We start from the raw sequence: 20887 nt of genomic DNA, 5'->3' as shown, positions 1-20887 counted from the left end.
AGAGGCGGGCTCGACCGTGCGCGGCGATCGGTTAGAATCCCAGCTTTAATTCACTGTCGGACGCCATGATTACCGGATCGCTTGTCGCCATCGTCACGCCCATGCACGACGACGGCAGCCTGGACTTCCCCCGCCTGCGCAGCCTCATCGACTGGCACATCGCCGAAGGTACCGACGGCATCGTGATCGTCGGCACGACCGGCGAGTCGCCCACGGTCACCGTGGACGAACATTGCGAGCTGATCCGCGTGGCCGTCGAGCACTGCGCGGGGCGCGTGCCGGTGATCGCCGGCACCGGTGCAAACTCCACCGCCGAAGCGGTGGAACTCGCGCGCTTCGCCGCACAGGCCGGCGCGAACGCGCATCTTTCGGTGGTGCCTTACTACAACCGGCCCACCCAGGAAGGCCTCTATCGCCACTTCCGTACCATCGCCGAGGCGGTCGAACTGCCGCTGATCCTCTACAACGTTCCCGGCCGTACCGTCGCCGACCTCGCCAACGACACCGTGCTGCGCCTTGCCGAGGTGCCCAACATCGTCGGTCTCAAGGACGCCACCGGCAACCTCGACCGCGCCTGCGACCTTGTCGAGCGCGCGCCGGCGGAGTTCGCGCTGTACAGCGGCGACGACATGACTTCGGCCGCCTTTCTGATGCTCGGCGGCCATGGCGTCATCTCGGTGACCGCCAACGTCGCGCCGCGCGCGATGCACGCGCTGTGCGCGGCCGCGGCCGCGGGCGACATGCGCACCTTGCGCGCAACCAATGCCGGGCTCACCGGCCTGCATCGCGACCTGTTCTGCGAGGCCAACCCGATCCCGGTGAAGTGGGCGGTGGCGCGCATGGGGCTGATCGGCGACGGCCTCCGCCTGCCCCTCACCCCGCTGTCCGCAGCCCATCACGAGCGCGTGCGCGCGGCGATGCGCAAGGCCGGCATCCAGGCCTGATCCGAATCTCTCTGCCCAGGACTTCCATGATCCGCTCCAAGCGCACCTCCCTGTCCCTGCTCGCGCTCTCGATCGCGCTCGGCGGTTGTTCGGGATCGCTGCTCGAATCCAAGCGCATCGACTACAAGAGCGCGAAACAGATCGAGCGCCCCCTCGAGATCCCGCCCGATCTCACCGCACCGCAGCGCGACGACCGCTTCGCCGTGCCCGATGTCGCCCCGCGCGGCGTCGCCACCTACTCCGCCTACACGGCCGATCGCGCCGGCCAGCCGGCGCAGGCCACCAGCGGTCCCCTGGTGCTCGCCAAATCCGACACCATGCGCATCGAGCGTGCGGGCAGCCAGCGCTGGCTGGTGGTGGGCGGCACCCCCGAGGAACTATGGCCGCAGATCAAGGATTTCTGGCTTGAGCTCGGCTTCATCCTCAACATCGACAGCCCGGAAATCGGCGTCATGGAGACCGACTGGGCCGAGGATCGCGCCAAGATCCCGCAGGATTTCCTCCGCTCCAGCATCGGCAAGGTGCTCGACGGCCTGTTCTCGACCCCCGAGCGCGACAAGTTCCGCACCCGCCTCGAACAGGGCAAGGAAACGGGAACGGTGGAGGTCTACATCTCGCACCGCGGCATGATGGAAATCTACCCCACCGAGGCCAAGGACTCGACGATCTGGCAGCCGCGTCCCGCCGACCCCGAGCTCGAGGCCGAGATGCTGCGTCGCCTGATGGTCCGCCTCGGTGCCGAGGAGGCGCGTGCCGAGGTCGCGATCGCCACGCCGCAGCAGGCGGAGCGGGCGCGCATCGCCTCCGCGCCCGACGGCCAGGTGATGCTGGTGATGGACGAGGCATTCGATCGTGCCTGGCGTCGCGTCGGCCTCGCGCTCGACCGTATCGGCTTCACCGTCGAGGACCGCGACCGTGCGCAGGGCTTGTACTTCGTGCGGTACGTCGATCCCGACGCGGACAACCGCAGCACCGAGAAAGGCTTCCTGTCGCGGCTGGCCTTCTGGCGCAGCGACGCCAAACCGGCCGCCGGTGGCAGCGAATACCGCCTGCGCGTGCAGGGGCAGGGCGAGGCCTCGCGGGTCAGCGTGCTCACCCGCGAGGGCGGGCTCGACAACTCCGACACCGCGCGCCGCATGCTGGGCCTGCTGCGGGAACAGCTGCGCTGAGCGTCAGGACGGGATGGCACCGCCGCAGGTCGCGTCTCATGGCTGCGGAGGCGGTCTTCCCCGAGGTGGCGACAGCATGAAAAAAGCCGGCATGCAGCCGGCTTTTTTCATTCGAGCCGTGGAGCGGGGGCTTCTTACTTCGCGGCCGATTCCTTGGCGGCGCCGACGGCAGCTTCGGCGGCCGCCTTGGCTTGGGCCGCGGCATCGACGGTGTCGGCTTTGGCTTCGGCGGCGGCGTCCTTGACCGCCTCGACCGCGGCGTCGGCCTTCTTCGCAGCCGCGTCGGCAGCAGCGTCCGCCTTGGCGGCCGCGGTAGCGGCGGCTTCCTTGGTCGCCTCGACCGCCGCGGCGGCCTCTTGCTTGACGGCCTGCGCGCCGGCCGCGGCAGCGTCGCCGGCGGCCTTCGCGCTCTCCTTGGCCGCTTCCACCGCCTGGGCGGCCGATTCCTTCATCTGTTCCTGGGCCGAGGGTGCCGGCTGAACCGCGACCGGCTCTTCCTTCTTGCCGCAGGCAGACACGGCGAGGGCGACGAGGGCGGCGGCGAGGATGGAATGCTTCATGGTCTGTCTTCCTTGTTCTGGGGGTCGGGGTGCGTACGGCTTGTTTCGGCGGACGCCGGGAGACCCCGTCTTCCGCGCTGGATGCCGCAATGCACAAAGATTCTAGCATGGGGGATCATGTCGTCCGGATGAGGTGGCGGCGCGCAAGTGGGACCCAAAGGTAAGGAGACATTGCCTGAAGCGGACATCCGCGCAGGCGTGGCGCGGTAGAATCGCGCGCTTCCCGAACCCTCTCGCACGACCATGCCGACAGCCAAGATCGATTCCCTGGACCACGAAGGCCGTGGCGTGACCCGCGTCGAGGGCAAGGCGGTATTCGTCGAGGGCGCCCTGCCGGGCGAGCGCGTCGAATACGTCGTGCGGCGTGCCAAACCGAGTTACGAGCAGGGTGAGGTGGTGCGCGTGCTGCGCCCGAGCGCGCAGCGCGTGGCGCCGCGCTGCCCGCATTACGGCGTGTGTGGTGGCTGCTCCATGCAACATTTGGATGCGGATGCGCAGGCCGCGGTGAAGCAGCGCCTCCTCGAGGACGCGCTGCGCCACATCGGCAAGCTGCACGCCGACCGCATCCTGCCGGCGATCCACGGTCCCGCCTGGGGCTACCGCTACCGCGCGCGCCTGGGCGTGCGCCTGGTGCCGAGCAAGGGTGGGCTGCGCGTGGGTTTTCACGAGCGCCGCTCGAGCTACATCGTCGACATGCGCACCTGCCCGGTGCTGCCGCCGGCGATCTCGGCGCTGCTGCCGCGCCTGCGCACGATGCTGGCCGGGCTGTCGATCGCGGATCGCCTGCCTCAGGTCGAGATCGCGGTGGGCGAGGACAGCACCGTGTTCGTGTTTCGCAACCTGCTGCCGTTCTCCGCGGCGGACGAGAAGCAGCTCGCCGCCTTCGCCGATGCCGAGGGCATCCAGGCCTGGGTCCAGCCCGCGGGCCCCGATTCGGCGCGGCCTCTGCACCCGGCGAACGCGCAGCTACCGTTCTACACCTTGCCCGAGTTCGGCCTGCGGCTGGATTTCCGCCCTACCGACTTCACCCAGGTGAACGCAGACATCAATCGACTGCTGATCCGGCGTTCGATGCAACTGCTCGACCCGCGCCCGGGCGAGCGTATCGCAGACCTGTTCTGCGGGCTGGGAAACTTCAGCCTGCCGATCGCGCGCCTCGGCGCCGAGGTGGTGGGTGTGGAGGGCAGCGAGGCCCTGGTCGAGCGCGCCCATGCCAACGCGGCGCGCAATGGGCTCGCGGCGCGCTGTGAGTTCCACGCCGCGAATCTGTTCGAGACCACCGAGGACAGCCTGGCCGCGCTCGGCCGGCTGGACAAGCTGTTGATCGATCCGCCGCGCGAGGGCGCGATCGCGGTGGTGAAGGCGATCGACCCGTCACGCGGGCCATCGCGGATCGTGTATGTGTCGTGCAACCCGGCGACCCTGGCGCGCGACGCCGCGGTGCTGGTGCACGAGAAGGGCTATCGGCTCGCCGCGGCGGGGATCGCCAACATGTTCCCGCAGACCTCGCACGTCGAGTCCGTGGCGCTCTTCGAGCGCACCCCGGGGACTGAAGTCGGGCCGGGCTGAGCGGGGGCGCTCGCCCTCCGATGCGGGTGCGTCGCGGTGGTATACTTTGCAGTCTTGCGGAAGCGTGGCAGAGCGGTCGAATGCAACGGTCTTGAAATTTGTTTTAGGTAGTACGCAGGAAGCTTGGCAGAGTGGTCGATTGCACCGGTCTTGAAAACCGGCAACCCGCAAGGGTTCCAGGGTTCGAATCCCTGAGCTTCCGCCAATGATGAAGGCATTCAGCGCATTCCATTGAGCGCGCAGCAGCTTGAAGATGGCGACAAAAAGCCCCGCTAGCCGGGGCTTTATTGTTTGTGGAGAATTCTCACTCCGTATGTGATCAACTGCTCCGCCTCGAGATTCCAAGGCAGGAGGGCCTCGAAGTGTTCGACGGTGGTCGTGGTGGGCAAGGCGCGCAGCACTTGGCGCAGCCACAGGTACGGCTCGACGCCGTTGGCCTTGGCGTTTTCGGCCGGGTTGTTGTCGATCGGCAGATCGCCGCGCTCGAGGTAGCGCGTCGGACGCGGCCACTGCCGATGCAAGTCGCCCAGCGCACCTCCGAGCACCGAGGACGGTGGCACGGTAGGGAGCACTTGGTCACGACAGCAGCGCCGTTCATTGATGACAGCGCGGCTTCGGCCCTGGCGTAGCGCGAGCCACTCGGTGGCCTTGAGTTTGCGCGTGTTCTTCTCGATGGCGTAGAGCTTGCCGATCAGGACCAGCACTTCGTGGGCGCGGCGGTGCTTGCCGGCGGGCAGCCCCTTGCTGACATCGACGAAACGGCATCGCGCGTGCTCCCGGCCAAATTCATGGTTATGGAATTCTTGCCGACATGCCTAAGAAGCCCCTGGAATGAGGAAGCACAGGAATTTCATGGATTTGCCGAAACGAGTGCCCAAGCGCGAGCCTGCATCGGGTGTAAAAAAATCCGACACTCCTGCCGAAGGACGAGCTGAGACACGCCTCTTGCTGCTCAACAAGCCGTTCGGCGTGCTGTGCCAGTTCACCGACGAAGCCGGTCGCCGCACGCTGAAGGACTACGTGGAGGTGCCCGGTGTCTATGCCGCGGGCCGCCTCGATGCCGACAGCGAGGGCCTGGTGCTGCTCACCGGCGACGGTGCCCTGCAGCACCGCATTGCCGATCCGCGCCACAAGCTGGCCAAGACCTATCTGGTGCAGGTGGAGGGGGAGATCGACGAGGCCGCGCTGGCGATCCTGCGTGCGGGGGTGGATCTGGGGGACTTCCGCAGCTTGCCGTGCGCCGCGCGCCGCATGCCGGCGCCCGACTGGCTGTGGCCGCGCGATCCCCCCGTGCGCTTTCGCAAGTCGGTGCCGACGAGTTGGATCGAGATCGTGCTGTGCGAGGGCAAGAACCGCCAGGTACGCCGGATGACGGCCAAGGTCGGCCATCCCACGTTGCGGCTGGTTCGGGTCGCAATCGGGCCGTGGACCTTGGCCGGGCTGGGCGTGGGCGAGTGGCGCGAGCTGGCGGGCGCGGAAATTGCGCAGGCCCTGCCCGCTGGTGCTCCGGCGGCGGCGCGCAGGGGCCGGTTGCGGCGCTAGAATCGGGCGTTTCGAAGAGCGCTGGTGGAGGCGTCCGTGAAAGTCATTCTCGATCTGTGCGTGGTTCCGCTCGGCGTGGGGCTGTCGGTTTCATCCTATGTGGCGGCTTGCGAGCGGGTGATCCGCGAGGCGGGCCTCGTATCGCAGCTCCATGCCTACGGTACCAATATCGAGGGCGAGTGGGACGAGGTGATGGCCGCGGTCAAGCGCTGCCACGAGGTCGTCCATGCGATGGGCGCGCCGCGCATCACCACCTCGATCCGCCTGGGCACGCGCACCGACCGCGAGCAGACGATGCAGGACAAGATCGACAGCGTCGAGCGGGCGCTCGACCGGGCGGCGAGCGGCCCCGGTGCCTGACAGGTCCGGGGCCGCGCTCGGCAAGGACGCGCTTCAGCCGGTGCTGCGCGCGAGCTCGTTGCGGCGCAGCTTGCCGGTGTCGGTGCGCGGGAAGTGGTCCACGAGGTGGATCTTCTCGGGGCGCTGGTAGGGCGGCAGGCTCTCGATCGCGGCCTGCGCGGCGGCCAGCACCTGCGGTGGCGGCAGGTCTCCGGGAATGGCGAAGAGGTGCAGGCGTATCATGTCCGCGTCCTCGCCCTGCGCCGGGATCACGCACACCTCCTCGGCCTTGCCGCGCATGCGTTCCTGCACGGCCTGCTCGACCGCGACCACGTCCACCCAGCGGCCGAACACCTTGACGAGCTGGTCGCTGCGGCCGGCGAACAGCCAGCCTTCCCCGTCGGGGGCACGGCGGAACACGTCGCCGGGGGCGAAGCGGCCGTCGGCGAAGCGCGCGCTGTCGTGGGTGACCACGCGCGTATAACCGAGCGCGACTGCGGGGTGGGAGAACCACAGCCGCCAGGTCTCGAGCTCGCCGCTGGTGAGCTGCTCCGGGTGGATCTCGGTGAGCGGAGTGGGGTACGCGGCGTCCATCTCCGGCGTGCGGTAGAGCACCAGCGACAGCGTCTCGGTGGTGCCGTAGCCATTGACCAGCGGCACTCCGGTCATCGCCTGCCAGTCGCGCGCAAGCGCGGGCGGACAGGCCTCACCGGCGGAGACCGCGGCGTGCACGCCGCGGAAACGCACGCCGGCATCGATCAGGCGGCGGTAGAGGGTGGGCACGCTGAAGAAGATGTGCGGCTCGTGGCGCTCGACCATCGCCGCGACGCGCGCCGGGTCGGGCCATTCGGGGTCGAGCACGACGGTGGCGCCCAGGCGCAGGCCGGCGAAGAAGGCGTTGGCGAGCGGGTAGGCGAAGAACAGCTTGGAGCTGGAATAGAAGCGGTGCTCCGGGCGCGCACCGAGAAGGTCGCGGGCGAACACGTGGGCATCACGGATCGCGCGGTGGGCATGGAGGATGCCCTTGGGACGGCCGGTGGTGCCGGAGGAGTACAGCAGGAACGCCGGATCGTCGTCGGCTGCCTGCGCGGCTGCGGGCGTCGCGGTGGCGCGCTCCACCCGGCGGCGCCATTCGCCGAGGTCGATCGCGCGCTTGTCGCCGAGCGCACGCGCGGCTTCGTCCTCGAGCAGCGCCGCGGCGGCGCCCGAGTCCAGCATCAGGTCGGCGAGTTGCGTGGTGGCGGTGCGCGGGTTGATCGCGATCGGCCGCACCCCCGCCCACAGCATGCCGATGAAGGCGGCGGCCCATTCGATGCCGTCGGGCAGCGCGAGCACGCAGGCGTCGCCGGGGCGCAGCCCGGCGTCGAGCAGGGCCGCGGCGCTGCGGATGGAATCGGCACGCAGGCCGGCGTAGTCGATGCGGACATCGCCCTCGATCAGCGCGATCCGCGCGGGATCGCCGGCGAGCAGCCATTCGGCGGCGTTCATGATGTCGCTCCGCAGACGGTGGTTCGCAGCGCGGGCGCGTGGCCCGAAATGGGATGGGTGGACATGATCGGTGTGTCTCCTCGGCAGGACTCCCCTCGCGGGCGGGGACGTCATCTGTTTGTCCGGACCATTAAATTCCCCCGGGCGATGCTGCACAATACCAATGAACGGATTACCTTTATTGACCCTATCGATAACACTCGGGCCAGCATGAGTCTGCGCGACTTCGACCTGAACCTGCTGCGTGTCCTGCTCGCGGTCTATGAGGCCGGCAGCGTGAGTCGTGCCGCGGAGCACCTCGGCCTGAGCCAGCCGACCGTGAGCAGTGCGCTCGGCCGCCTGCGCCGCGCGCTCGGCGAGCCGCTGTTCATCAAGACAGCGTCGGGTGTCACGCCCACCGCGCGCACGCATGCGCTGGCGAGCAGCGCGCGGGCGATGCTGGCGCGGCTGGAAACCGATTTCTTCGTCGCCGACCGCTTCGACCCGGCGAAATACGAGGGCAACCTCACCGTCGCCCTCTCGGACGTGGGCGAGCTGGTCTTCCTGCCGCGCATCCTCGACAGCGTGCGCCGCCTCGCGCCGCTGGCCATGCTCGATTCGGTGACGCTCGCGCCGGGAGAGCTGATGCGCGCGATGGAGGATGGAGAGGTCGATCTGGCGATCGGCTATTACCCCGACCTCGACGCCGCCGGCTTCTACCGCGAGAAGCTGCTCGACCACCGCTTCGTGTGCCTGTTGCGTGCCGATCATCCGGTGCAGGACCGTCAGCTGTCGCTCGAGCGCTTCCTCTCGCTCGAGCACGCCGCGGTCCGTGCCAAGGGGCGCAGCCAGGAGATCTTCGAGAAATACCTCGAGCGTCTGCGCATCCAGCGCCGCATCGTGCTGCGCACCCCGCACTTCATGAGCCTGCCCGGCATCATCGGGCGCTCGGACCTGGTGGTGACGCTGCCGCATGCGATCGGTCATTACTTCACGCGCGTGGGCGAGAAGGTGCGCATGGCCGAGCCGCCGCTGGCGATCCCGCATATCGAGCTGTACCAGCACTGGCACCGGGGCTTCCACCACGACCCGCGCAACCGCTGGCTGCGCACGCTGGTCGCGGGGCTGTTCTCCGACGGACAGGACGAGTGGCCCTATCCCTTCGCGTGAGCGGTCCGGCGCAGCCGCGTCGAGCGTTCAGCCGGCACGCCGGCGCGCGTCGCTCAGCGGCATGACGTCGGGCATCTCGAAGCGCGCGCGCTCGCGGTCGCCCTCGCGCAGCGGTTCGCAGGGCTTCAGGCTGGCGAGGCTGCGGCGGGCGAGGTTCTGGTAGCAGTCGGTGCCGATCACCTTCCACTTGCGCTCCTGCTCGGTGAGCTCGCGCAGCACCTTGGCCGGCACACCCGCCACCAGCACGCCGGGCGGGATCTTCATTTCCGCCTTCACGAAGGCGGCGGCGGCGATGATGCTGCCTTCGCCCACCTCCGCATGGTCCATCACCACCGCGTTCATGCCGACCAGCGCGTTGCGCCCGATCCGACAGGCGTGCAGCACCGCGGCATGGCCGACATGGCCGTTGACCTCGACCACGGTGTCGATGCCGGGAAAGCTGTGCAGCACGCAAGCGTCCTGCACATTGCTGCCCTCCTCGAGCACGATGCGGCCGAAGTCGCCGCGCAGCGAGGCGAGCGGGGCGACGTAGCAGCCGGCGCCGACGAACACGTCGCCGATCAGCACGGCGTCGGGATGCACGTAGGCGGTGGGATGGACGACCGGGCGGACGCCGTCGATTTCGTAGCAGGGCATGGCTGGGCTCCGATGGGATGGGACTCGTGCGGCCGACAGTAGCATGCCGGTGCGCGGGGCGCGTCGCCCCTCGCGTCGATGCGCGGCCTGCGGATCGAGGACGGGCCCCGGTCCCGGCTGCGGTGCAGGGCGCGCGTGAGTGCATGGGAAGGGCGCGGCACGCAAGCCGGGGTGCAAGAAAACCACTCGTGTCTTGATGTAGCGCAACATTGTTATTGATCGACTGGTTGGTCGGATCTGTTGCCGGGCACAATCCTGTTAACGGCGATCGAGCGCAAGCACCAGCCCGCGACCCGCAAGGATGCAGGGGCGAGGCGATGCGGACGATCCTCTCGATCGGCGACGACAGGCGCCGAGGGCGTGCGGCGTGCCCCCTCGGTGTGCCCCGGACAACCCGGTCGGTGTGCGTGCGCCTGCGCACCACGGAGCGGCCGCAGCACAGGAGCGAGACCCCGATGGCCAGAGGCAGGGCGCCGACCTTCCAGTTGCAGCGCGCGACGATCCTCGACGCCGCCGCGGGCCTCTTCGCGGCCGAAGGCTTCCATAACGCCTCGATGGCGGAGATCGCGCGCGCGTGCGGGGTTTCCAAGGCGCTGCTCTATCACTACTACCGCGACAAGGAACACATCCTCTACGACATCGCCGCGGGCCACGTCGAGGATCTGCTGGCGATCGTGGCGGATGTCGAGGCCGCGGCAGAGTCGCCGCGCGAGCGTCTCGAGCGCCTGATCCTGCGCTTCATGCAGGCATATGAGGGCGGGCGGCGGCAGCACGTCGTGCTGATCCAGGACGTCAAGTTCCTCAGCCCCGAGCAGCGCGCGCGCATCCACGAACAGGAACGCCGGGTGGTGCACGCCTTCGCGCTCGCGATCGAGGCGGTCGAGCCCGGCCTGCGCGTCGTGGCGCTCGACAAGGCGGTCACGATGGCGCTGTTCGGGATGATGAACTGGACCTTCACCTGGCTGCGCCCGGATGGTCCGCTGTCCTACGAGGACATGGCCCGGGTGGTGGCGCGGATCTTCCTGCAGGGCGTCGCGGGCTTCGCCGCGCAGGCGGGCCATCCGTCCGCCGCGGCGGTCGAGATCGCCCTGCCTTGAAGGCCCGGGTCGCCGCGGACAACGACTTCCCGGTGGCGCCCGGATCACACGGCTGCGCAGGTCCTTGCGCGGATGTTCGTTGACGTTTACGTCAGCGGAACTTCTGTGCAATCATCCAGGTCGGATCGATTGCATGCGAGCCCGGTGCGAGCCCCGTCGTGCGAGCGGCGTGAGAATGGGGCATGGGCGGACATCGCAGAACGGAGAATGAAATGAATCAAGAGATCGCCGGAAGGGCTGGCCGGGTGCGCGAATCGGCGAATGCAACGACGTATACGATATCCGATCTCGCCAAGGAGTTCGACATCACCACGCGCGCGATCCGCTATTACGAGGACCAGGGCCTGATCAGCCCGGCCCGTCGCGGCAGCCGGCGCATCTACAGCCGCCGCGACCGCGTGCGCCTGAGCCTGATCCTGCGCGGCAAGCGGCTGGGTTTCTCGCTGCAGGAGACGCGCGAACTCTTCGACCTCTACGACAACGCGCCCGGCGAGCAGGCACAGATGTCGCACTTCATGGAACTGCTCGGTGCGCGCAGGGCGATGCTCGAACGCCAGATGGAAGACATCCGCGCCATCCTCGACGAGATCGGCGCGGCCGAGAAGGAGGCGCTGCGCTCGATCGCCGCACGGGCACCGCATCCGAAGGCGGCGACGAGCCCGAGCGCCTAACTGCGCGCGCCCGCATCCGGGCCGCCCGATCAGTCCCCTTCAGGCCGCTCGGCCCCCTCGGTCCCGTCGCCGCCGTCCGCGCCCGTGCGCTTGCGGCGCGGCGCGGTCTTGGGGTCGATCACGATCGGCTGGTAGATCTCCACCCGGTCGCCTTCGGCGAGCACGGTCTCGAGCGGCTTGATCTTGCCGAAGATCCCCACCTTGTTGCGCTCCAGGTCGATGTCCTCGTAACGCGCGAGGATGCCCGAGCGCTCGATCGCCGCACGCAGCGTGCAGCCTTCGTCCACATCGAGGCGCATCCACGCCGGTTTCTCGGGGTGCGCGTAGCTGACGCTGATCTTCATCCTTCCCTCCTGCAGTGCAGTGTGCGATTGCGCTTCGATCAGGTGCCTGCGGTGATCCCGGCACCTGCGCTGGCGCCGAGGCTGCGCGCGCGGGCGCGGGCGAGCATGCGCTGGCGTGCCGCGACCAGAAAGCCGAGGGCGAGGAAGCCACCCGGGGGCAGGATCATCAGCAGCACGCCGCGGTAGCCCTCGAGGCGCAGTTCGAGAAAGGCGAAGTGCTGGCCGAGCAGCATCGAGGCATCGGCGAACAAGGTGCCCTGGCCGATCGCCTCGCGCACCCCGCCCAGCACCATCAGCGCGAGGGTGAAGCCGATCCCCATCATGAGGCCGTCGAGCGCTGCCATCCCGGGCGCGCGCTTGGAGGCGAAGGCTTCGGCGCGCCCCATGATCGCGCAGTTGACCACGATCAGCGGGATGAACAGGCCGAGCACCTTGTGCAGCTCGTGCAGCCAGGCGTTCATCGCCATGTCGACCAGGGTGACCACGGTGGACATCAGGAGCACGTAGATCGCGATCCGCACCTCGCGCGCGATGACGTTGCGGAACAGCGAGACGAGCACACCGGAGCTCACCAGCACCACGGTGGTGGCCAGGCCCATGCCGAGCCCGTTGGTGGCGCTGCCGGTAGTGGCCAGGGTCGGGCACATGCCCAGCATCTGCGCGAACACCACGTTGTTGTCCCACAGGCCGTCGCGGACGACCCTGCGCACTTCGCTCATGACGGGATCTCCGATCGAGTTGCCGCGGCGTCGCCACCGGGGCCGGCCGGCACGGCGAGCAGGCGCGCGCGGTTTCCGGCGAAGAATTTCAGGCTGGCATGGACGGCCCCCACCACCGCGCGCGGGGTGATGGTGGCGCCGGCGAACTGGTCGAATTCGCCGCCGTCCTTGCGCACCGCCCAGCGTGTGCCGGTGTCCAGGCCGCGGCCGTCGAAGCCGCGGATCCAGTCCGACTTGCGCACGTCGATCTTGTCGCCCAGGCCCGGCGTCTCGCTGTGCGAGAGCACGCGCACGCTGGCGATGCGCCCGTCGCGGCCGATGCCGACGGTGAGCGTGATCGGTCCGCCGTAGCCGGCTTCGCTCACCCAGTTGAAGGCCACACCGCGCACCTCGCCCGCCAGGCGCGCGCGATACACCGTGACCGCGCGGCCCTCGTCCTCGACCGCGACCGTGTCCGCGGCCGGATTGTTGTCGTGGGGCACGGCGGAGAGGGTCTGGTCGAGGGCGTTGCGCAGGTCTTCGGCCTGGCGCAAGCGGATCTCCTCGTGGGTGGCGAGGTCGCCCATGCCCAGCATGGCACTGCAGCCGAGGGCGAATGCCCCGAGCAGCAGCCCCGGGCGCTGGCGCAGGCCGCCGGCAGCGATCGAGCTCATCGGCCATCCTCCTTCGGGGCCAGGGGGATCGGGTTGCCCGTGCGCAGGCGGCCGTAGCGGCGCGGACGCACCAGGCGATCGATCAGCGGCGTCGCCGCGTTCATCAGCAGGACCGCGAAGGCGACCCCCTCGGGATAGCCGCCCCAGGTACGGATCACGTAGATCAGCGCGCCGATGCCCGCGCCGAAGATCGCCCGCCCGAGCGGGGTGACCGGGGCGCCCACCGGATCGGTGGCGATGAAGAACGCGCACATGACCGCGCTGCCGCCGAGCAGGTGGAGCAGCGGCGGCGGGTAGTGCGCGGGGTCGATCTGGTTGAACAATGCCGCGAGCAGCGCGAGCGTGCCGAGCAAGGCCGCGGGGATCTGCCAGGGCACGATGCGGCGCGCCACCAGCAGGGCGCCGCCAGCGAGCAGCGCGAGCGCGGAGGTCTCGCCCAGGCTGCCCGGCACCGTGCCGAGCGCGAGCGCGAGCAGCGCCTCGCCGGCGGCGAAGTCGCCGCCGTGCTTGAGCGGGGCGAGCGCGGTCGCCGCGCTCATGGCGTCCGGCACCGCGCCACCGCCGAAGGTGATCGCGAGGCCGTCCAGCAGGCCGGGCGCCGTGGGCGAGAACAGCGGCTGCGGCGCCACCCAGGCGGTCATCTCGAGCGGGAAGGACACCAGCAGCGCGACCCGCGCCAGCATCGCCGGGTTGAGCACGTTCTGGCCGAGGCCGCCGAACACCTGCTTGCCGACCACGATCGCGAACGCGCCGCCCAGCAGGGGCAGCCACCACGGTGCCCACGGCGGCAGGCAGAGCGCGAGGATCAGCCCGGTCACCACGGCCGAACCGTCGGCGAGCGTGTGGCGCAGCGGGCGCTTGCCGATCGCCAGGGCCGCCGCCTCGGCCGCCACGCAGCCGGCTATCGCCAGCAGCACGGTGGCGAGCGCCGGCCAGCCGAACAGGAACACGCCGGTCGCGGTCGCCGGCAGCAGGGCGAGCAGGACCGTGCGCATGACCTGCGGAATATTGCTGCGCCCATGCACGTGGGGCGCCGCCACCGGGGAGCGGTTCGGGGTCCAGCTCGTCATGATTCGGTCTCCACCGTCTCGGCCGGACGGGCGGGCCGGCGCGCGGCCTTGGCGGCGGCTTCGGCGGCCAGCCGCAGCCGGCGCGCCTCGGCCAGCTTGCGTGTCTCCTCGGCCTTGCGCTGGGCTTCGCGGCGGGCGGCGATCTCGCCCTTGGCATAGTTGAACAGGTGGGCCAGCGGCAGGTGGGCCGGGCACACGTAGGCACAGCAGCCGCAGGACAGGCAGTCGCCCATGCCGAGCTCGGCGGCGTCGTCGATACGCCCGGCACGCACGCGCGCGGCGAGCTCGAGCGGCACCAGGCCGACCGGGCAGACATCCACGCAGCGCCCGCAATGCAGGCAGGCACGTTCGCTCGCCGCATGCGCCTCGGCGGCGGTGAGCGCGATGATGCCGCTGGTGCCCTTGACCACCGGCGCCTCCAGACCGGGCAGGACCTGGCCCATCATCGGCCCGCCCATCAGCACGCGGGTGGGGGGCTCGGTGAAGCCGCCGCAGAAGTCGATGAGGTCCCCGGCCGGCGTGCCGATCGGCACCACCACGTTGCGCGGGTTGCGGATCGCGCCGCCGCCCACGGTGACCACGCGCGACACCAGCGGCTTGCCGAAGCGCACCGCGCGGCACACCGCGAGCGCGGTGCCGACGTTGTGCACGCTGACGCCGATCTCGGCGGAGAGCTTGCCGGCGGGGATCTCGCGCCCCGTCACGGTGGTGACGAGCTGCTTCTCGGAGCCCATCGGGTAGCGCGAGGGCACGCGCAGCACGTGGATGCCGGGATGGGCCGCGGCGGCCGCGCGCATCGCCTCGAGCGCCTCGGGCTTGTTGTCCTCGATCGCGATCACGGTGCGTTTCGCGCCCAGGCCGTTGGCGATCAGGCGCACACCCTCGACCACGTAGCCGGCGCCCTCGCGCATCAGGCGGTCGTCGCAGGTCAGATAGGGCTCGCACTCGCCGCCGTTGAGGATCAGCGTGTCGATCGGGTGGCGGTTGCCGGCGTCCAGCTTGACCGCGGCCGGGAAGGCCGCGCCGCCCAGGCCCACGATGCCCGCGTCGCGCACGCGCGCGGAGACCTCGGCACGGGTGAGCGCGAAGGGGTCGACCGCCGGCTCGGTCTCGATCCAGCGCTCCTCGCCATCGGGCTCGAGCGTGATCGTCTGCACCGGCAGGCCGGAGGGGTGCGGCGCCATGTGGTCGCCGATCGCGATCACCCTGCCCGACGTGGGCGCATGCACCGGCGCCGAAACCGAACCCTGGTGGCGGGCGAGGCGCTGGCCCTTGAGGACGTGGTCGCCGACCTCGACCTCGGGTGCGGCCGGTTCGCCGATGTGCTGCTGCAGCGGGATGTACAGGCGCTGCGGCAGCGGCAGGCGGGCGATCGGATGGCAGGCGGTGGGGTCCTTGTTCCCTTCGGGATGGATGCCGCCGCGGAAGCGGAAGATCTTCATGGTGCGTGGGGTTCCGGTGTGCTTGCGGCGGGCGTTCAGGCGTGTCCCACGCCCGGCTTGTGCCAGCGCCAGTTGCGCAGGGTGACCGGGATGCCCTCGAGATCGATGCCGCCGGTGGGGCAGACCTCGGCGCAGGCGCCACAGCCGATGCAGGCCTCTTCGAGGACCACGTGGAGCTGCTTGGTCGCACCCAGGATGGCGTCGGTCGGGCAGGACTTGATGCAGCGCGAGCAGCCGATGCAGGCGTCGGTGCGCACGCGCGCCAGCAGCGGGCCGCGGTCGGGCAGGTTGCCCGGGTCGAAGGTGGCGCCGAGGATCTGCGCCAGCTTCTCGGCGACCGCACGCCCGCCCGGGGGGCACAGCGTGACCGGCGCGTCGCCCGCGGCCACCGCGGCGGCCGCCTGTGCGCAGCCGGCGAAGCCGCACTGGCCGCACTGCGAACCGGGGAGGGCCTCGGCGATGCGCTCCACCACCGGGTCGGTGGTCGCTCCCAGCCACTGCGAGGCGAGACCGAGCAGCCAGCCCAGGGCGAGGCCCAGGGCGGCGACCGCCACTACCGAGAGAATCATCGTCATCGTCGTGCTCCTTGCGCGTTCGTGGGGAGGTTTCAGCGCACCGGCAGGCCGGCGAAACCCATGAAGGCCAGCGACAGCAGGCCGGCGGTGATCAGCGCGATCGGCGCGCCGGCGAAGGCGGCGGGCACGTTCGCGAGCGCGATGCGCTCGCGCAGGCCGGCGAAGAGGAGGATCACCAGCGTGAAGCCGAGCGCCGAGCCGGCGCCATAGAGCATGCTTGCGACCAGGCCGTTGCCCTGCTGGGTGTTGAGCAGCGCCGTGCCGAGCACCGCGCAGTTGGTGGTGATCAGCGGCAGGTAGATGCCCAGGGTGTGGTGCAGCACCGGACTGGCCTTCTGGATCGCCATCTCGGTGAACTGCACCACCGCGGCGATCACCAGGATGTAGGTCAGGATGCGCAGGTGCAGCATGTCGAGCGGCTGCAGCAGGGCGTGCTCGACCACCCACGCCGCGCCCGAGGTGAGGGTGAGCACGAAGGTGGTGGCGAGCCCCATGCCGAGCGCGGTCTCGAGCTTTCCCGAGACCCCGAGGAAGGGGCACAGGCCGAGGAAGCGGACCAGGATCACGTTGTTCACCAGGGCCGTGCCGAGCAGTAGCAGCAGATATTCCTTCATGTCGGGATCAGGTTCCTGCAAGCGGTTCGAGTGGCATGCAAGTTCATCTTAATTGACGTTGACGTTAACGACAAGTAGAATTCGTTCCGCAGTGTCGCAATCCGTCCCGCACTCCGCCTTGTCCCGGTGCTCACGGATCGCTTCCCCCAGTCGCAGCACAGCCCTACCAAGCCGGAGGAGTCCGCCATGCCCAATGTCACCGCCGTCATGTCCACGCCCAACCCGCTGGCGAACAAGTTCATGCTCGATGCGCCGCTGTATACGGGCGCGCCGCGTCATTTCAGCGCTGGTGTCGCGGTCGTCGGCGACACCCTGGGCGAGAGCCTGCTGGCGGTGCCCGGCGTCGTCGACATCTATTGCACCGGTGGCTTCATCACCATCACCCGCGACCCGGGCACGCCCTGGTCGGCGATCGAGCCCGCGGTCACGGAGCTGATCGAGGGGCACAAGGCGCGCCGCGTCATCGGCATCGCCAACCCGGCAGGACCGGGTGGGGCGGCGGGCGCCGCGATCGGCGCAGGCGAGGCCGTGGCCGAGGAGCCGGTGGAGGTCGAGGCCGACGATGCCGAACTGCTGATGCGCATCAACCAGATCCTCGACGAGCACATCCGGCCCTTCCTCGACCAGGACGGCGGCGGCCTCGACGTGGTCAAGCTCAAGGAATTCACCCTGACGGTGCGCTACAAGGGCGCCTGCGGAGGTTGTCCGTCGTCCTCGACCGGGACGCTGTTCGCGATCAACAACCTGCTGCAGAACTATGTGGACGACCGCCTGCTCGTGGAGCCGATCTACTGAGCACCTGCTGCGCGACCGTCGCACAGCGGCTGCGCCGCTTCGGATGCGCGGGAGACGACCTCCGGGTAGTAGCACATGAAGCCGGTCGCGCAGTGTTCGTGCGCAGGCCGCAGGTTGCGCGCACGGGCCATCACCGCCGCGGGGGCTTCGCCGTTGTCGTGGGCGTCGAGGATCCGCCGGACCATGCGCACGCTGGCGAGCTTGCGCTCGGGCGGACCCTCGCGGCCGGCGATCTTGAGCGCGTGGATGCCGCCGCGCCCGAACGCCGGGATCGCGCACAGGCCGCAGGGGCCGAAGGGCAGGCCGTCGGCGGTGGTGGTGAAGCCGCAGGAGAAGCGGTACCACAGCCAGCGCCGATAGGCCTCGTCGTTCTCCTGCAGGCGGGCCGCGAGCGCGGCCGAGAGCGGCCGGCCGTCGCGGTGGCGGTGCGCGTAGGCGTAGCGGTCCAGGCAGATCGGCCCGCCGAGCGCGCCCGGGAGGTGCAGGGTGTTGCAGCTGCCTTCCTCGTAGACGCAGCCGTCGTTGAGCACGAAGGCCTCGATCTCCAGGTCGGGCACTGCGGCGGCGATCTCCGCGGCCTCGTCGAGGGTGATGTCGCGCGGCAGGATCAGCCGGCGCGCGCCGAGCTCGCGGTAGAGGCGGGCGCCGTCGGCATTGCGGCAGGTGGCCACCGAGCTGACGTGGATGCGCAGCTCCGGCTCGGCTTCGGCCAGCGCCAGGAGCAGGCCGGGGTCGCTCGCGATCACCGCATCGCCCCCCATGTCGACGTAGCGGTGCGCGATCGCGAGCGCGAACTCGATCTGTTCGACCGAATACTGCTGTGCGTTGAGCACCAGGGAGAGCTGTACGCCATTGCGGTGGGCGAGCGCCACCGCCTCGGCGAGCGCGGCCAGCGAGGGGAGGTTGCCTCCGGGACGGCGGTTGGCGCTGGCGCCACCGAAGCGCTCGGCCCACTCGCGCGGCGTCACCCCGCAATAGAGTTCGTCCGCCCCGGCGCGCGCCAGCGCGGCGATCTCGTCGAGTTGCCGGATGGGGGCGACGATCTTCATGCGCGTTTCCTCACAAGGTCTCGCCGGGCACGATCAGGCGCGCCACCCGGCCCGCCGCGACCGCGCTGGCGAGCGTGGCGAGGTTGGCGGCGGAGTGGCGGCAGAACACGGTGTTGCCCACGTGCAGGGTCTCCCAGGCGTCGTGTGTACCGTCGCGTGTGCGCTCGGTGCGGGCGGCGAGTCCGAGGCATTCGTGGCGGCAGAAGGGCCGCGCCGCGAACCGCTCCGGGCCCTCGCGCGCGAGACCTGCGGTGCGGCACATGCGTCCCTTGGCGACGAAGGCGAAGGGCAGGTGCACCCCGAGCGGCAGCGGCACGCCCGCGAAGCTGTCGGCGGACGCGAAGAGCGGCAGGTCGATCTCGACGCGTGCGATCCCCAGGCGGGCGAGCAGGCGCCGGGTCCAGGGCGAGGCGAAGCCGTGCGCGGCGGGCGGTGCGTACTGCGGGTTGCCGAGGCGCGGGTCCTTGAGCATGCGGCACAGGATGCGGCCGGCGACGGCCTGCAGCAGCGGATGGCGCTCGCGCAGGCGCAGCGCCACCCCCCAGTCGTTGACCACCACCTCCGCGCCCGGCGGCAGCAGGGCGAAGAGCGCATCGAGGGCGCGCAGGACCTCGGGCGAGGCCACCGGCGTGAGCAGGCAGACCTCCAGCCCGGCCACGGACGCCTCGGCGAGCGTGCGCGCGAGCTGCGCGGGCTCGGGCAGCAGGCGCTCGCAGAATTCGCTGCCGACGCGCAGCCGCGTCGGGCGCAGCGGTGCCAGCCAGGCCGCGAGCGCCTCGTCGTACAGGGTGGCGGACCAGAATGCCGCGCGTGCGGGCGTGTCCGCACCCAGGCGCTCCAGTGCGCGCGGTCGCACCATCGCCACCGCGATCGCCACCCCGGTCGCCGGCAGCGCAGCCAGGGACGGAGGCGACGCCGTGCTCGCAGCAACGCTCGCGCTTGCCGGCGCGGACGGGCGGCGCAGGAAGCCGAGCGGTGCGGACATTCAGGCGGCGGGGAGGTTGATGTTGAAGAGCTGCGGGCGGGTGTATTCGAGCAGCCCCTCGAGGCCGAACTCGACGCCGAAGCCCGACATCTTGCAGCCGCCAAAGGGGCAGTGCGGCAATACCTCGGCATGGCCGTTGATCCACACCGTGCCGCACTCGAGGCGGTTCGCCAGCGCGCGCGCGGCCTCCAGGTCGCCCGACCACACCGAGCCGCCGAGACCGTTGGTGCTGGCGTTGGCGAGCCGCAGCGCCTCGTCCACGTCGCGGTAGCGGATCACCGGCAGCACCGGGCCGAACTGCTCCTCGTCGACCAGCCGGGTGCCGTCGGCGATGTCGGCGACGATGGTCGGCGGGTAGAAGTAGCCCTTGCCGGGCAGCGGCTCGCCGCCGCACAGGATGCGGGCGCCGGCGGCGCGTGCATCCTCGACGAGCTCGCATACGCGCTCGAACTGGTCGCGGTTCTGGATCGGCCCGAAGCTCGTGCCCTCGTCCAGGCCGCTGCCGAGCTTCTGCCGCGCGGCGATGGCGACCAGGTGCCGGCACATGTCCTCGTACTGGGACTCGTGCACATAGAGGCGCTTGAGCGCGGCGCAGGTCTGTCCCATGTTGAGGAAGGCGCTGCCGAACACCCCCTCGGCGATCGCGCCGATGTCGGTGCCCGGCAGCACGATGCCGGCGTCATTGCCGCCCAGTTCCAGGGTGAGCCGCTTCAGCGTGTCGGCGGCGTTGCGCATGATGTCCTGGCCGGTGCGCGTCGAGCCGGTGAACACGATCTTGTGGATGCCGGGGTGGCCCGAGATCCCGCGCCCGAGCGCTGCGCCGCCGGCCACCGCATTCACCAGCCCGGGCGGCGCCACCTCGTCGATCAGCTCGACCAGGCGCAGGGTGTTGAGCGGGGTCAGCTCCGAGGGCTTGATCACCACCGCGTTGCCGGCGCGCAGCGCGGGCATGATGTGCCACACCGCGATCATCAGCGGCCAGTTCCACGGCGTGATCGATCCCACCACGCCGAGCGGCCTGCGGTGCAGCTCGATGCGCTTGCCCGGGCGGTCCTCGATCACCTCGACCGGCAGCTCGAGCGCGGCGGTGGCGCGCGTCCATGCGACCGCGCCGCCGACCTCAATGTGCGCGAGCGCGAGCGGCTTGCCCTGCTCGCGGACGATGATCTCGGCGAGCTCGGGCGCGTTCTGTTCGATGCGCGCGGCGATCGCTTCGAGCAGGGCGCGGCGTTCCGCGCAGGAGCTGTGCTGCCACTGCTCGAACGCGCGCGCGGCCGCCGCCACCGCCTCGTCGAGCTGCGCGGGGGAGGCGTTCGGGCACTCGGCGAAGGCCTCGCCGAGCGCGGGGTCGATGACCGGCAGGGTGCCGCGGTCGCCGGCGACCTTGCGGCCGCCGATGACGAGGGAGGGCGTCTTGTTCATGGATCGGATCCTGGCAGGAGTTGGAAGGCGTGGTGACGGGCTCGCGGGTCGGCTG

General features: G+C 70.2%; 23 protein-coding genes and 1 tRNA gene. 10 read left to right on the top strand and 14 right to left on the bottom strand.

Features of this window, described 5'->3' with window-relative positions; all coding sequences use genetic code 11:
* Positions 1–65: 65 nt before the first annotated feature.
* On the top strand, positions 66–944 hold the full coding sequence (gene dapA, locus ACZ5PP_RS06730) for a 4-hydroxy-tetrahydrodipicolinate synthase (RefSeq protein ID WP_043746581.1): 879 nt from the start codon (positions 66–68) through the stop codon (positions 942–944).
* A gap of 26 nt (positions 945–970) precedes the next feature.
* A complete protein-coding gene (bamC, locus tag ACZ5PP_RS06725; protein WP_043746578.1) occupies positions 971–2113 on the top strand; it encodes an outer membrane protein assembly factor BamC in 1143 nt (380 codons plus the stop codon).
* A gap of 134 nt (positions 2114–2247) precedes the next feature.
* Here bamC and ACZ5PP_RS06720 read toward each other — a convergent pair whose 3' ends face one another.
* Entirely contained in the window at positions 2248–2673 is a 426-nt protein-coding gene (locus ACZ5PP_RS06720) for a hypothetical protein (protein WP_004314941.1), read from the bottom strand.
* Positions 2674–2916: 243 nt separating this feature from the next.
* Here ACZ5PP_RS06720 and rlmD point away from each other — a divergent pair, with 243 nt between their 5' ends.
* Together rlmD and ACZ5PP_RS06710 are read left to right on the top strand one after the other, a co-directional pair.
* Entirely contained in the window at positions 2917–4242 is a 1326-nt protein-coding gene (rlmD, locus tag ACZ5PP_RS06715; protein ID WP_012585781.1) for a 23S rRNA (uracil(1939)-C(5))-methyltransferase RlmD, read from the top strand.
* Positions 4243–4359: 117 nt separating this feature from the next.
* A tRNA-Ser gene (locus ACZ5PP_RS06710) sits at positions 4360–4447 on the top strand.
* A 79-nt stretch (positions 4448–4526) separates the two neighbouring features.
* On the opposite strand, the gene ACZ5PP_RS06705 is transcribed toward ACZ5PP_RS06710, so the two are convergent.
* Positions 4527–4979: an IS66 family transposase gene (locus tag ACZ5PP_RS06705; RefSeq protein WP_464827049.1), complete on the bottom strand. Its 453-nt coding sequence runs from the start codon at positions 4977–4979 to the stop codon at positions 4527–4529.
* Between the two features lie 208 nt (positions 4980–5187).
* Between ACZ5PP_RS06705 and ACZ5PP_RS06700 the strand changes: the two genes are divergently transcribed.
* Together ACZ5PP_RS06700 and ACZ5PP_RS06695 are read left to right on the top strand one after the other, a co-directional pair.
* Entirely contained in the window at positions 5188–5784 is a 597-nt protein-coding gene (locus tag ACZ5PP_RS06700) for a pseudouridine synthase (RefSeq protein WP_464826907.1), read from the top strand.
* Between the two features lie 36 nt (positions 5785–5820).
* Positions 5821–6144 carry an MTH1187 family thiamine-binding protein gene (locus ACZ5PP_RS06695; RefSeq protein ID WP_004314933.1) on the top strand — a complete coding sequence of 108 codons (324 nt, stop codon included), beginning with the start codon at positions 5821–5823 and terminating at the stop codon, positions 6142–6144.
* Between the two features lie 33 nt (positions 6145–6177).
* Here ACZ5PP_RS06695 and ACZ5PP_RS06690 read toward each other — a convergent pair whose 3' ends face one another.
* Positions 6178–7611 carry an AMP-binding protein gene (locus ACZ5PP_RS06690; protein ID WP_464826906.1) on the bottom strand — a complete coding sequence of 478 codons (1434 nt, stop codon included), beginning with the start codon at positions 7609–7611 and terminating at the stop codon, positions 6178–6180.
* A 210-nt stretch (positions 7612–7821) separates the two neighbouring features.
* Between ACZ5PP_RS06690 and ACZ5PP_RS06685 the strand changes: the two genes are divergently transcribed.
* A complete protein-coding gene (locus tag ACZ5PP_RS06685; protein WP_083768703.1) occupies positions 7822–8760 on the top strand; it encodes a LysR family transcriptional regulator in 939 nt (312 codons plus the stop codon).
* A gap of 27 nt (positions 8761–8787) precedes the next feature.
* On the opposite strand, the gene paaY is transcribed toward ACZ5PP_RS06685, so the two are convergent.
* The gene (paaY, locus tag ACZ5PP_RS06680; protein ID WP_004314927.1) at positions 8788–9396 is read right to left on the bottom strand and encodes a phenylacetic acid degradation protein PaaY; all 609 of its coding nucleotides are present in this window, start codon (positions 9394–9396) and stop codon (positions 8788–8790) included.
* Positions 9397–9851: 455 nt separating this feature from the next.
* Between paaY and ACZ5PP_RS06675 the strand changes: the two genes are divergently transcribed.
* Positions 9852–10493 carry a TetR/AcrR family transcriptional regulator gene (locus ACZ5PP_RS06675; protein ID WP_004314925.1) on the top strand — a complete coding sequence of 214 codons (642 nt, stop codon included), beginning with the start codon at positions 9852–9854 and terminating at the stop codon, positions 10491–10493.
* A 212-nt stretch (positions 10494–10705) separates the two neighbouring features.
* Positions 10706–11164 carry a MerR family transcriptional regulator gene (locus ACZ5PP_RS06670; protein ID WP_004314923.1) on the top strand — a complete coding sequence of 153 codons (459 nt, stop codon included), beginning with the start codon at positions 10706–10708 and terminating at the stop codon, positions 11162–11164.
* Positions 11165–11193: 29 nt separating this feature from the next.
* On the opposite strand, the gene ACZ5PP_RS06665 is transcribed toward ACZ5PP_RS06670, so the two are convergent.
* The 7 genes from ACZ5PP_RS06665 to rsxA are packed head-to-tail and all read right to left on the bottom strand — an operon-like array spanning position 11194 to position 16581.
* A complete protein-coding gene (locus ACZ5PP_RS06665; RefSeq protein WP_004314921.1) occupies positions 11194–11508 on the bottom strand; it encodes an RnfH family protein in 315 nt (104 codons plus the stop codon).
* A 38-nt stretch (positions 11509–11546) separates the two neighbouring features.
* Positions 11547–12227 (bottom strand): electron transport complex subunit E, encoded by a 681-nt coding sequence (locus ACZ5PP_RS06660; protein ID WP_004314920.1) that lies wholly within the window; start codon positions 12225–12227, stop codon positions 11547–11549.
* A complete protein-coding gene (locus tag ACZ5PP_RS06655; RefSeq protein ID WP_464826905.1) occupies positions 12224–12880 on the bottom strand; it encodes an RnfABCDGE type electron transport complex subunit G in 657 nt (218 codons plus the stop codon). The genes ACZ5PP_RS06660 and ACZ5PP_RS06655 overlap by 4 nt, the downstream gene beginning before the upstream one ends.
* The gene (locus ACZ5PP_RS06650) at positions 12877–13950 is read right to left on the bottom strand and encodes an RnfABCDGE type electron transport complex subunit D (RefSeq protein WP_012585773.1); all 1074 of its coding nucleotides are present in this window, start codon (positions 13948–13950) and stop codon (positions 12877–12879) included. Before ACZ5PP_RS06650 ends, ACZ5PP_RS06655 begins: the two co-directional genes overlap by 4 nt.
* The gene (gene rsxC / locus ACZ5PP_RS06645; RefSeq protein ID WP_004303177.1) at positions 13947–15392 is read right to left on the bottom strand and encodes an electron transport complex subunit RsxC; all 1446 of its coding nucleotides are present in this window, start codon (positions 15390–15392) and stop codon (positions 13947–13949) included. The genes ACZ5PP_RS06650 and rsxC overlap by 4 nt, the downstream gene beginning before the upstream one ends.
* A gap of 35 nt (positions 15393–15427) precedes the next feature.
* Positions 15428–15967 carry an RnfABCDGE type electron transport complex subunit B gene (locus ACZ5PP_RS06640; RefSeq protein ID WP_004303179.1) on the bottom strand — a complete coding sequence of 180 codons (540 nt, stop codon included), beginning with the start codon at positions 15965–15967 and terminating at the stop codon, positions 15428–15430.
* A 32-nt stretch (positions 15968–15999) separates the two neighbouring features.
* Positions 16000–16581, bottom strand: coding sequence for an electron transport complex subunit RsxA (gene rsxA / locus ACZ5PP_RS06635; protein WP_004303181.1), 582 nt, complete (start codon positions 16579–16581; stop codon positions 16000–16002).
* A gap of 186 nt (positions 16582–16767) precedes the next feature.
* Here rsxA and ACZ5PP_RS06630 point away from each other — a divergent pair, with 186 nt between their 5' ends.
* Positions 16768–17376: a NifU family protein gene (locus tag ACZ5PP_RS06630; protein WP_004303183.1), complete on the top strand. Its 609-nt coding sequence runs from the start codon at positions 16768–16770 to the stop codon at positions 17374–17376.
* Here the strand turns inward: ACZ5PP_RS06630 and ACZ5PP_RS06625 are convergent.
* From ACZ5PP_RS06625 to ACZ5PP_RS06615, 3 genes are read right to left on the bottom strand one after another with little or no spacing between them, the layout of a single operon-like run.
* Positions 17370–18425 (bottom strand): U32 family peptidase, encoded by a 1056-nt coding sequence (locus tag ACZ5PP_RS06625; RefSeq protein WP_004303184.1) that lies wholly within the window; start codon positions 18423–18425, stop codon positions 17370–17372. The genes ACZ5PP_RS06630 and ACZ5PP_RS06625 overlap by 7 nt on opposite strands.
* Positions 18426–18435: 10 nt before the next feature.
* Positions 18436–19410 (bottom strand): hypothetical protein, encoded by a 975-nt coding sequence (locus ACZ5PP_RS06620; protein WP_052484473.1) that lies wholly within the window; start codon positions 19408–19410, stop codon positions 18436–18438.
* Entirely contained in the window at positions 19411–20832 is a 1422-nt protein-coding gene (locus tag ACZ5PP_RS06615) for an aldehyde dehydrogenase family protein (protein WP_043746529.1), read from the bottom strand.
* Positions 20833–20887: the final 55 nt, after the last annotated feature.

It is taken from the genome of Thauera sp. DNT-1 (assembly GCF_055393985.1).
This window is presented reverse-complemented; position numbering and strand designations above follow the sequence as displayed.

Coding starts and splice junctions, on each gene's coding strand:
- dapA (WP_043746581.1), top strand. CDS start 66: ATGATTACCGGATCGCTTGTCGCCATCGTCACGCCCATGCACGACGAC.
- bamC (WP_043746578.1), top strand. CDS start 971: ATGATCCGCTCCAAGCGCACCTCCCTGTCCCTGCTCGCGCTCTCGATC.
- ACZ5PP_RS06720 (WP_004314941.1), bottom strand. CDS start 2,673: ATGAAGCATTCCATCCTCGCCGCCGCCCTCGTCGCCCTCGCCGTGTCT.
- rlmD (WP_012585781.1), top strand. CDS start 2,917: ATGCCGACAGCCAAGATCGATTCCCTGGACCACGAAGGCCGTGGCGTG.
- ACZ5PP_RS06690 (WP_464826906.1), bottom strand. CDS start 7,611: ATGAACGCCGCCGAATGGCTGCTCGCCGGCGATCCCGCGCGGATCGCG.
- ACZ5PP_RS06685 (WP_083768703.1), top strand. CDS start 7,822: ATGAGTCTGCGCGACTTCGACCTGAACCTGCTGCGTGTCCTGCTCGCG.
- paaY (WP_004314927.1), bottom strand. CDS start 9,396: ATGCCCTGCTACGAAATCGACGGCGTCCGCCCGGTCGTCCATCCCACC.
- ACZ5PP_RS06675 (WP_004314925.1), top strand. CDS start 9,852: ATGGCCAGAGGCAGGGCGCCGACCTTCCAGTTGCAGCGCGCGACGATC.
- ACZ5PP_RS06670 (WP_004314923.1), top strand. CDS start 10,706: ATGAATCAAGAGATCGCCGGAAGGGCTGGCCGGGTGCGCGAATCGGCG.
- ACZ5PP_RS06665 (WP_004314921.1), bottom strand. CDS start 11,508: ATGAAGATCAGCGTCAGCTACGCGCACCCCGAGAAACCGGCGTGGATG.
- ACZ5PP_RS06660 (WP_004314920.1), bottom strand. CDS start 12,227: ATGAGCGAAGTGCGCAGGGTCGTCCGCGACGGCCTGTGGGACAACAAC.
- ACZ5PP_RS06655 (WP_464826905.1), bottom strand. CDS start 12,880: ATGAGCTCGATCGCTGCCGGCGGCCTGCGCCAGCGCCCGGGGCTGCTG.
- ACZ5PP_RS06650 (WP_012585773.1), bottom strand. CDS start 13,950: ATGACGAGCTGGACCCCGAACCGCTCCCCGGTGGCGGCGCCCCACGTG.
- rsxC (WP_004303177.1), bottom strand. CDS start 15,392: ATGAAGATCTTCCGCTTCCGCGGCGGCATCCATCCCGAAGGGAACAAG.
- ACZ5PP_RS06640 (WP_004303179.1), bottom strand. CDS start 15,967: ATGACGATGATTCTCTCGGTAGTGGCGGTCGCCGCCCTGGGCCTCGCC.
- rsxA (WP_004303181.1), bottom strand. CDS start 16,581: ATGAAGGAATATCTGCTGCTACTGCTCGGCACGGCCCTGGTGAACAAC.
- ACZ5PP_RS06630 (WP_004303183.1), top strand. CDS start 16,768: ATGCCCAATGTCACCGCCGTCATGTCCACGCCCAACCCGCTGGCGAAC.
- ACZ5PP_RS06625 (WP_004303184.1), bottom strand. CDS start 18,425: ATGAAGATCGTCGCCCCCATCCGGCAACTCGACGAGATCGCCGCGCTG.
- ACZ5PP_RS06620 (WP_052484473.1), bottom strand. CDS start 19,410: ATGTCCGCACCGCTCGGCTTCCTGCGCCGCCCGTCCGCGCCGGCAAGC.
- ACZ5PP_RS06615 (WP_043746529.1), bottom strand. CDS start 20,832: ATGAACAAGACGCCCTCCCTCGTCATCGGCGGCCGCAAGGTCGCCGGC.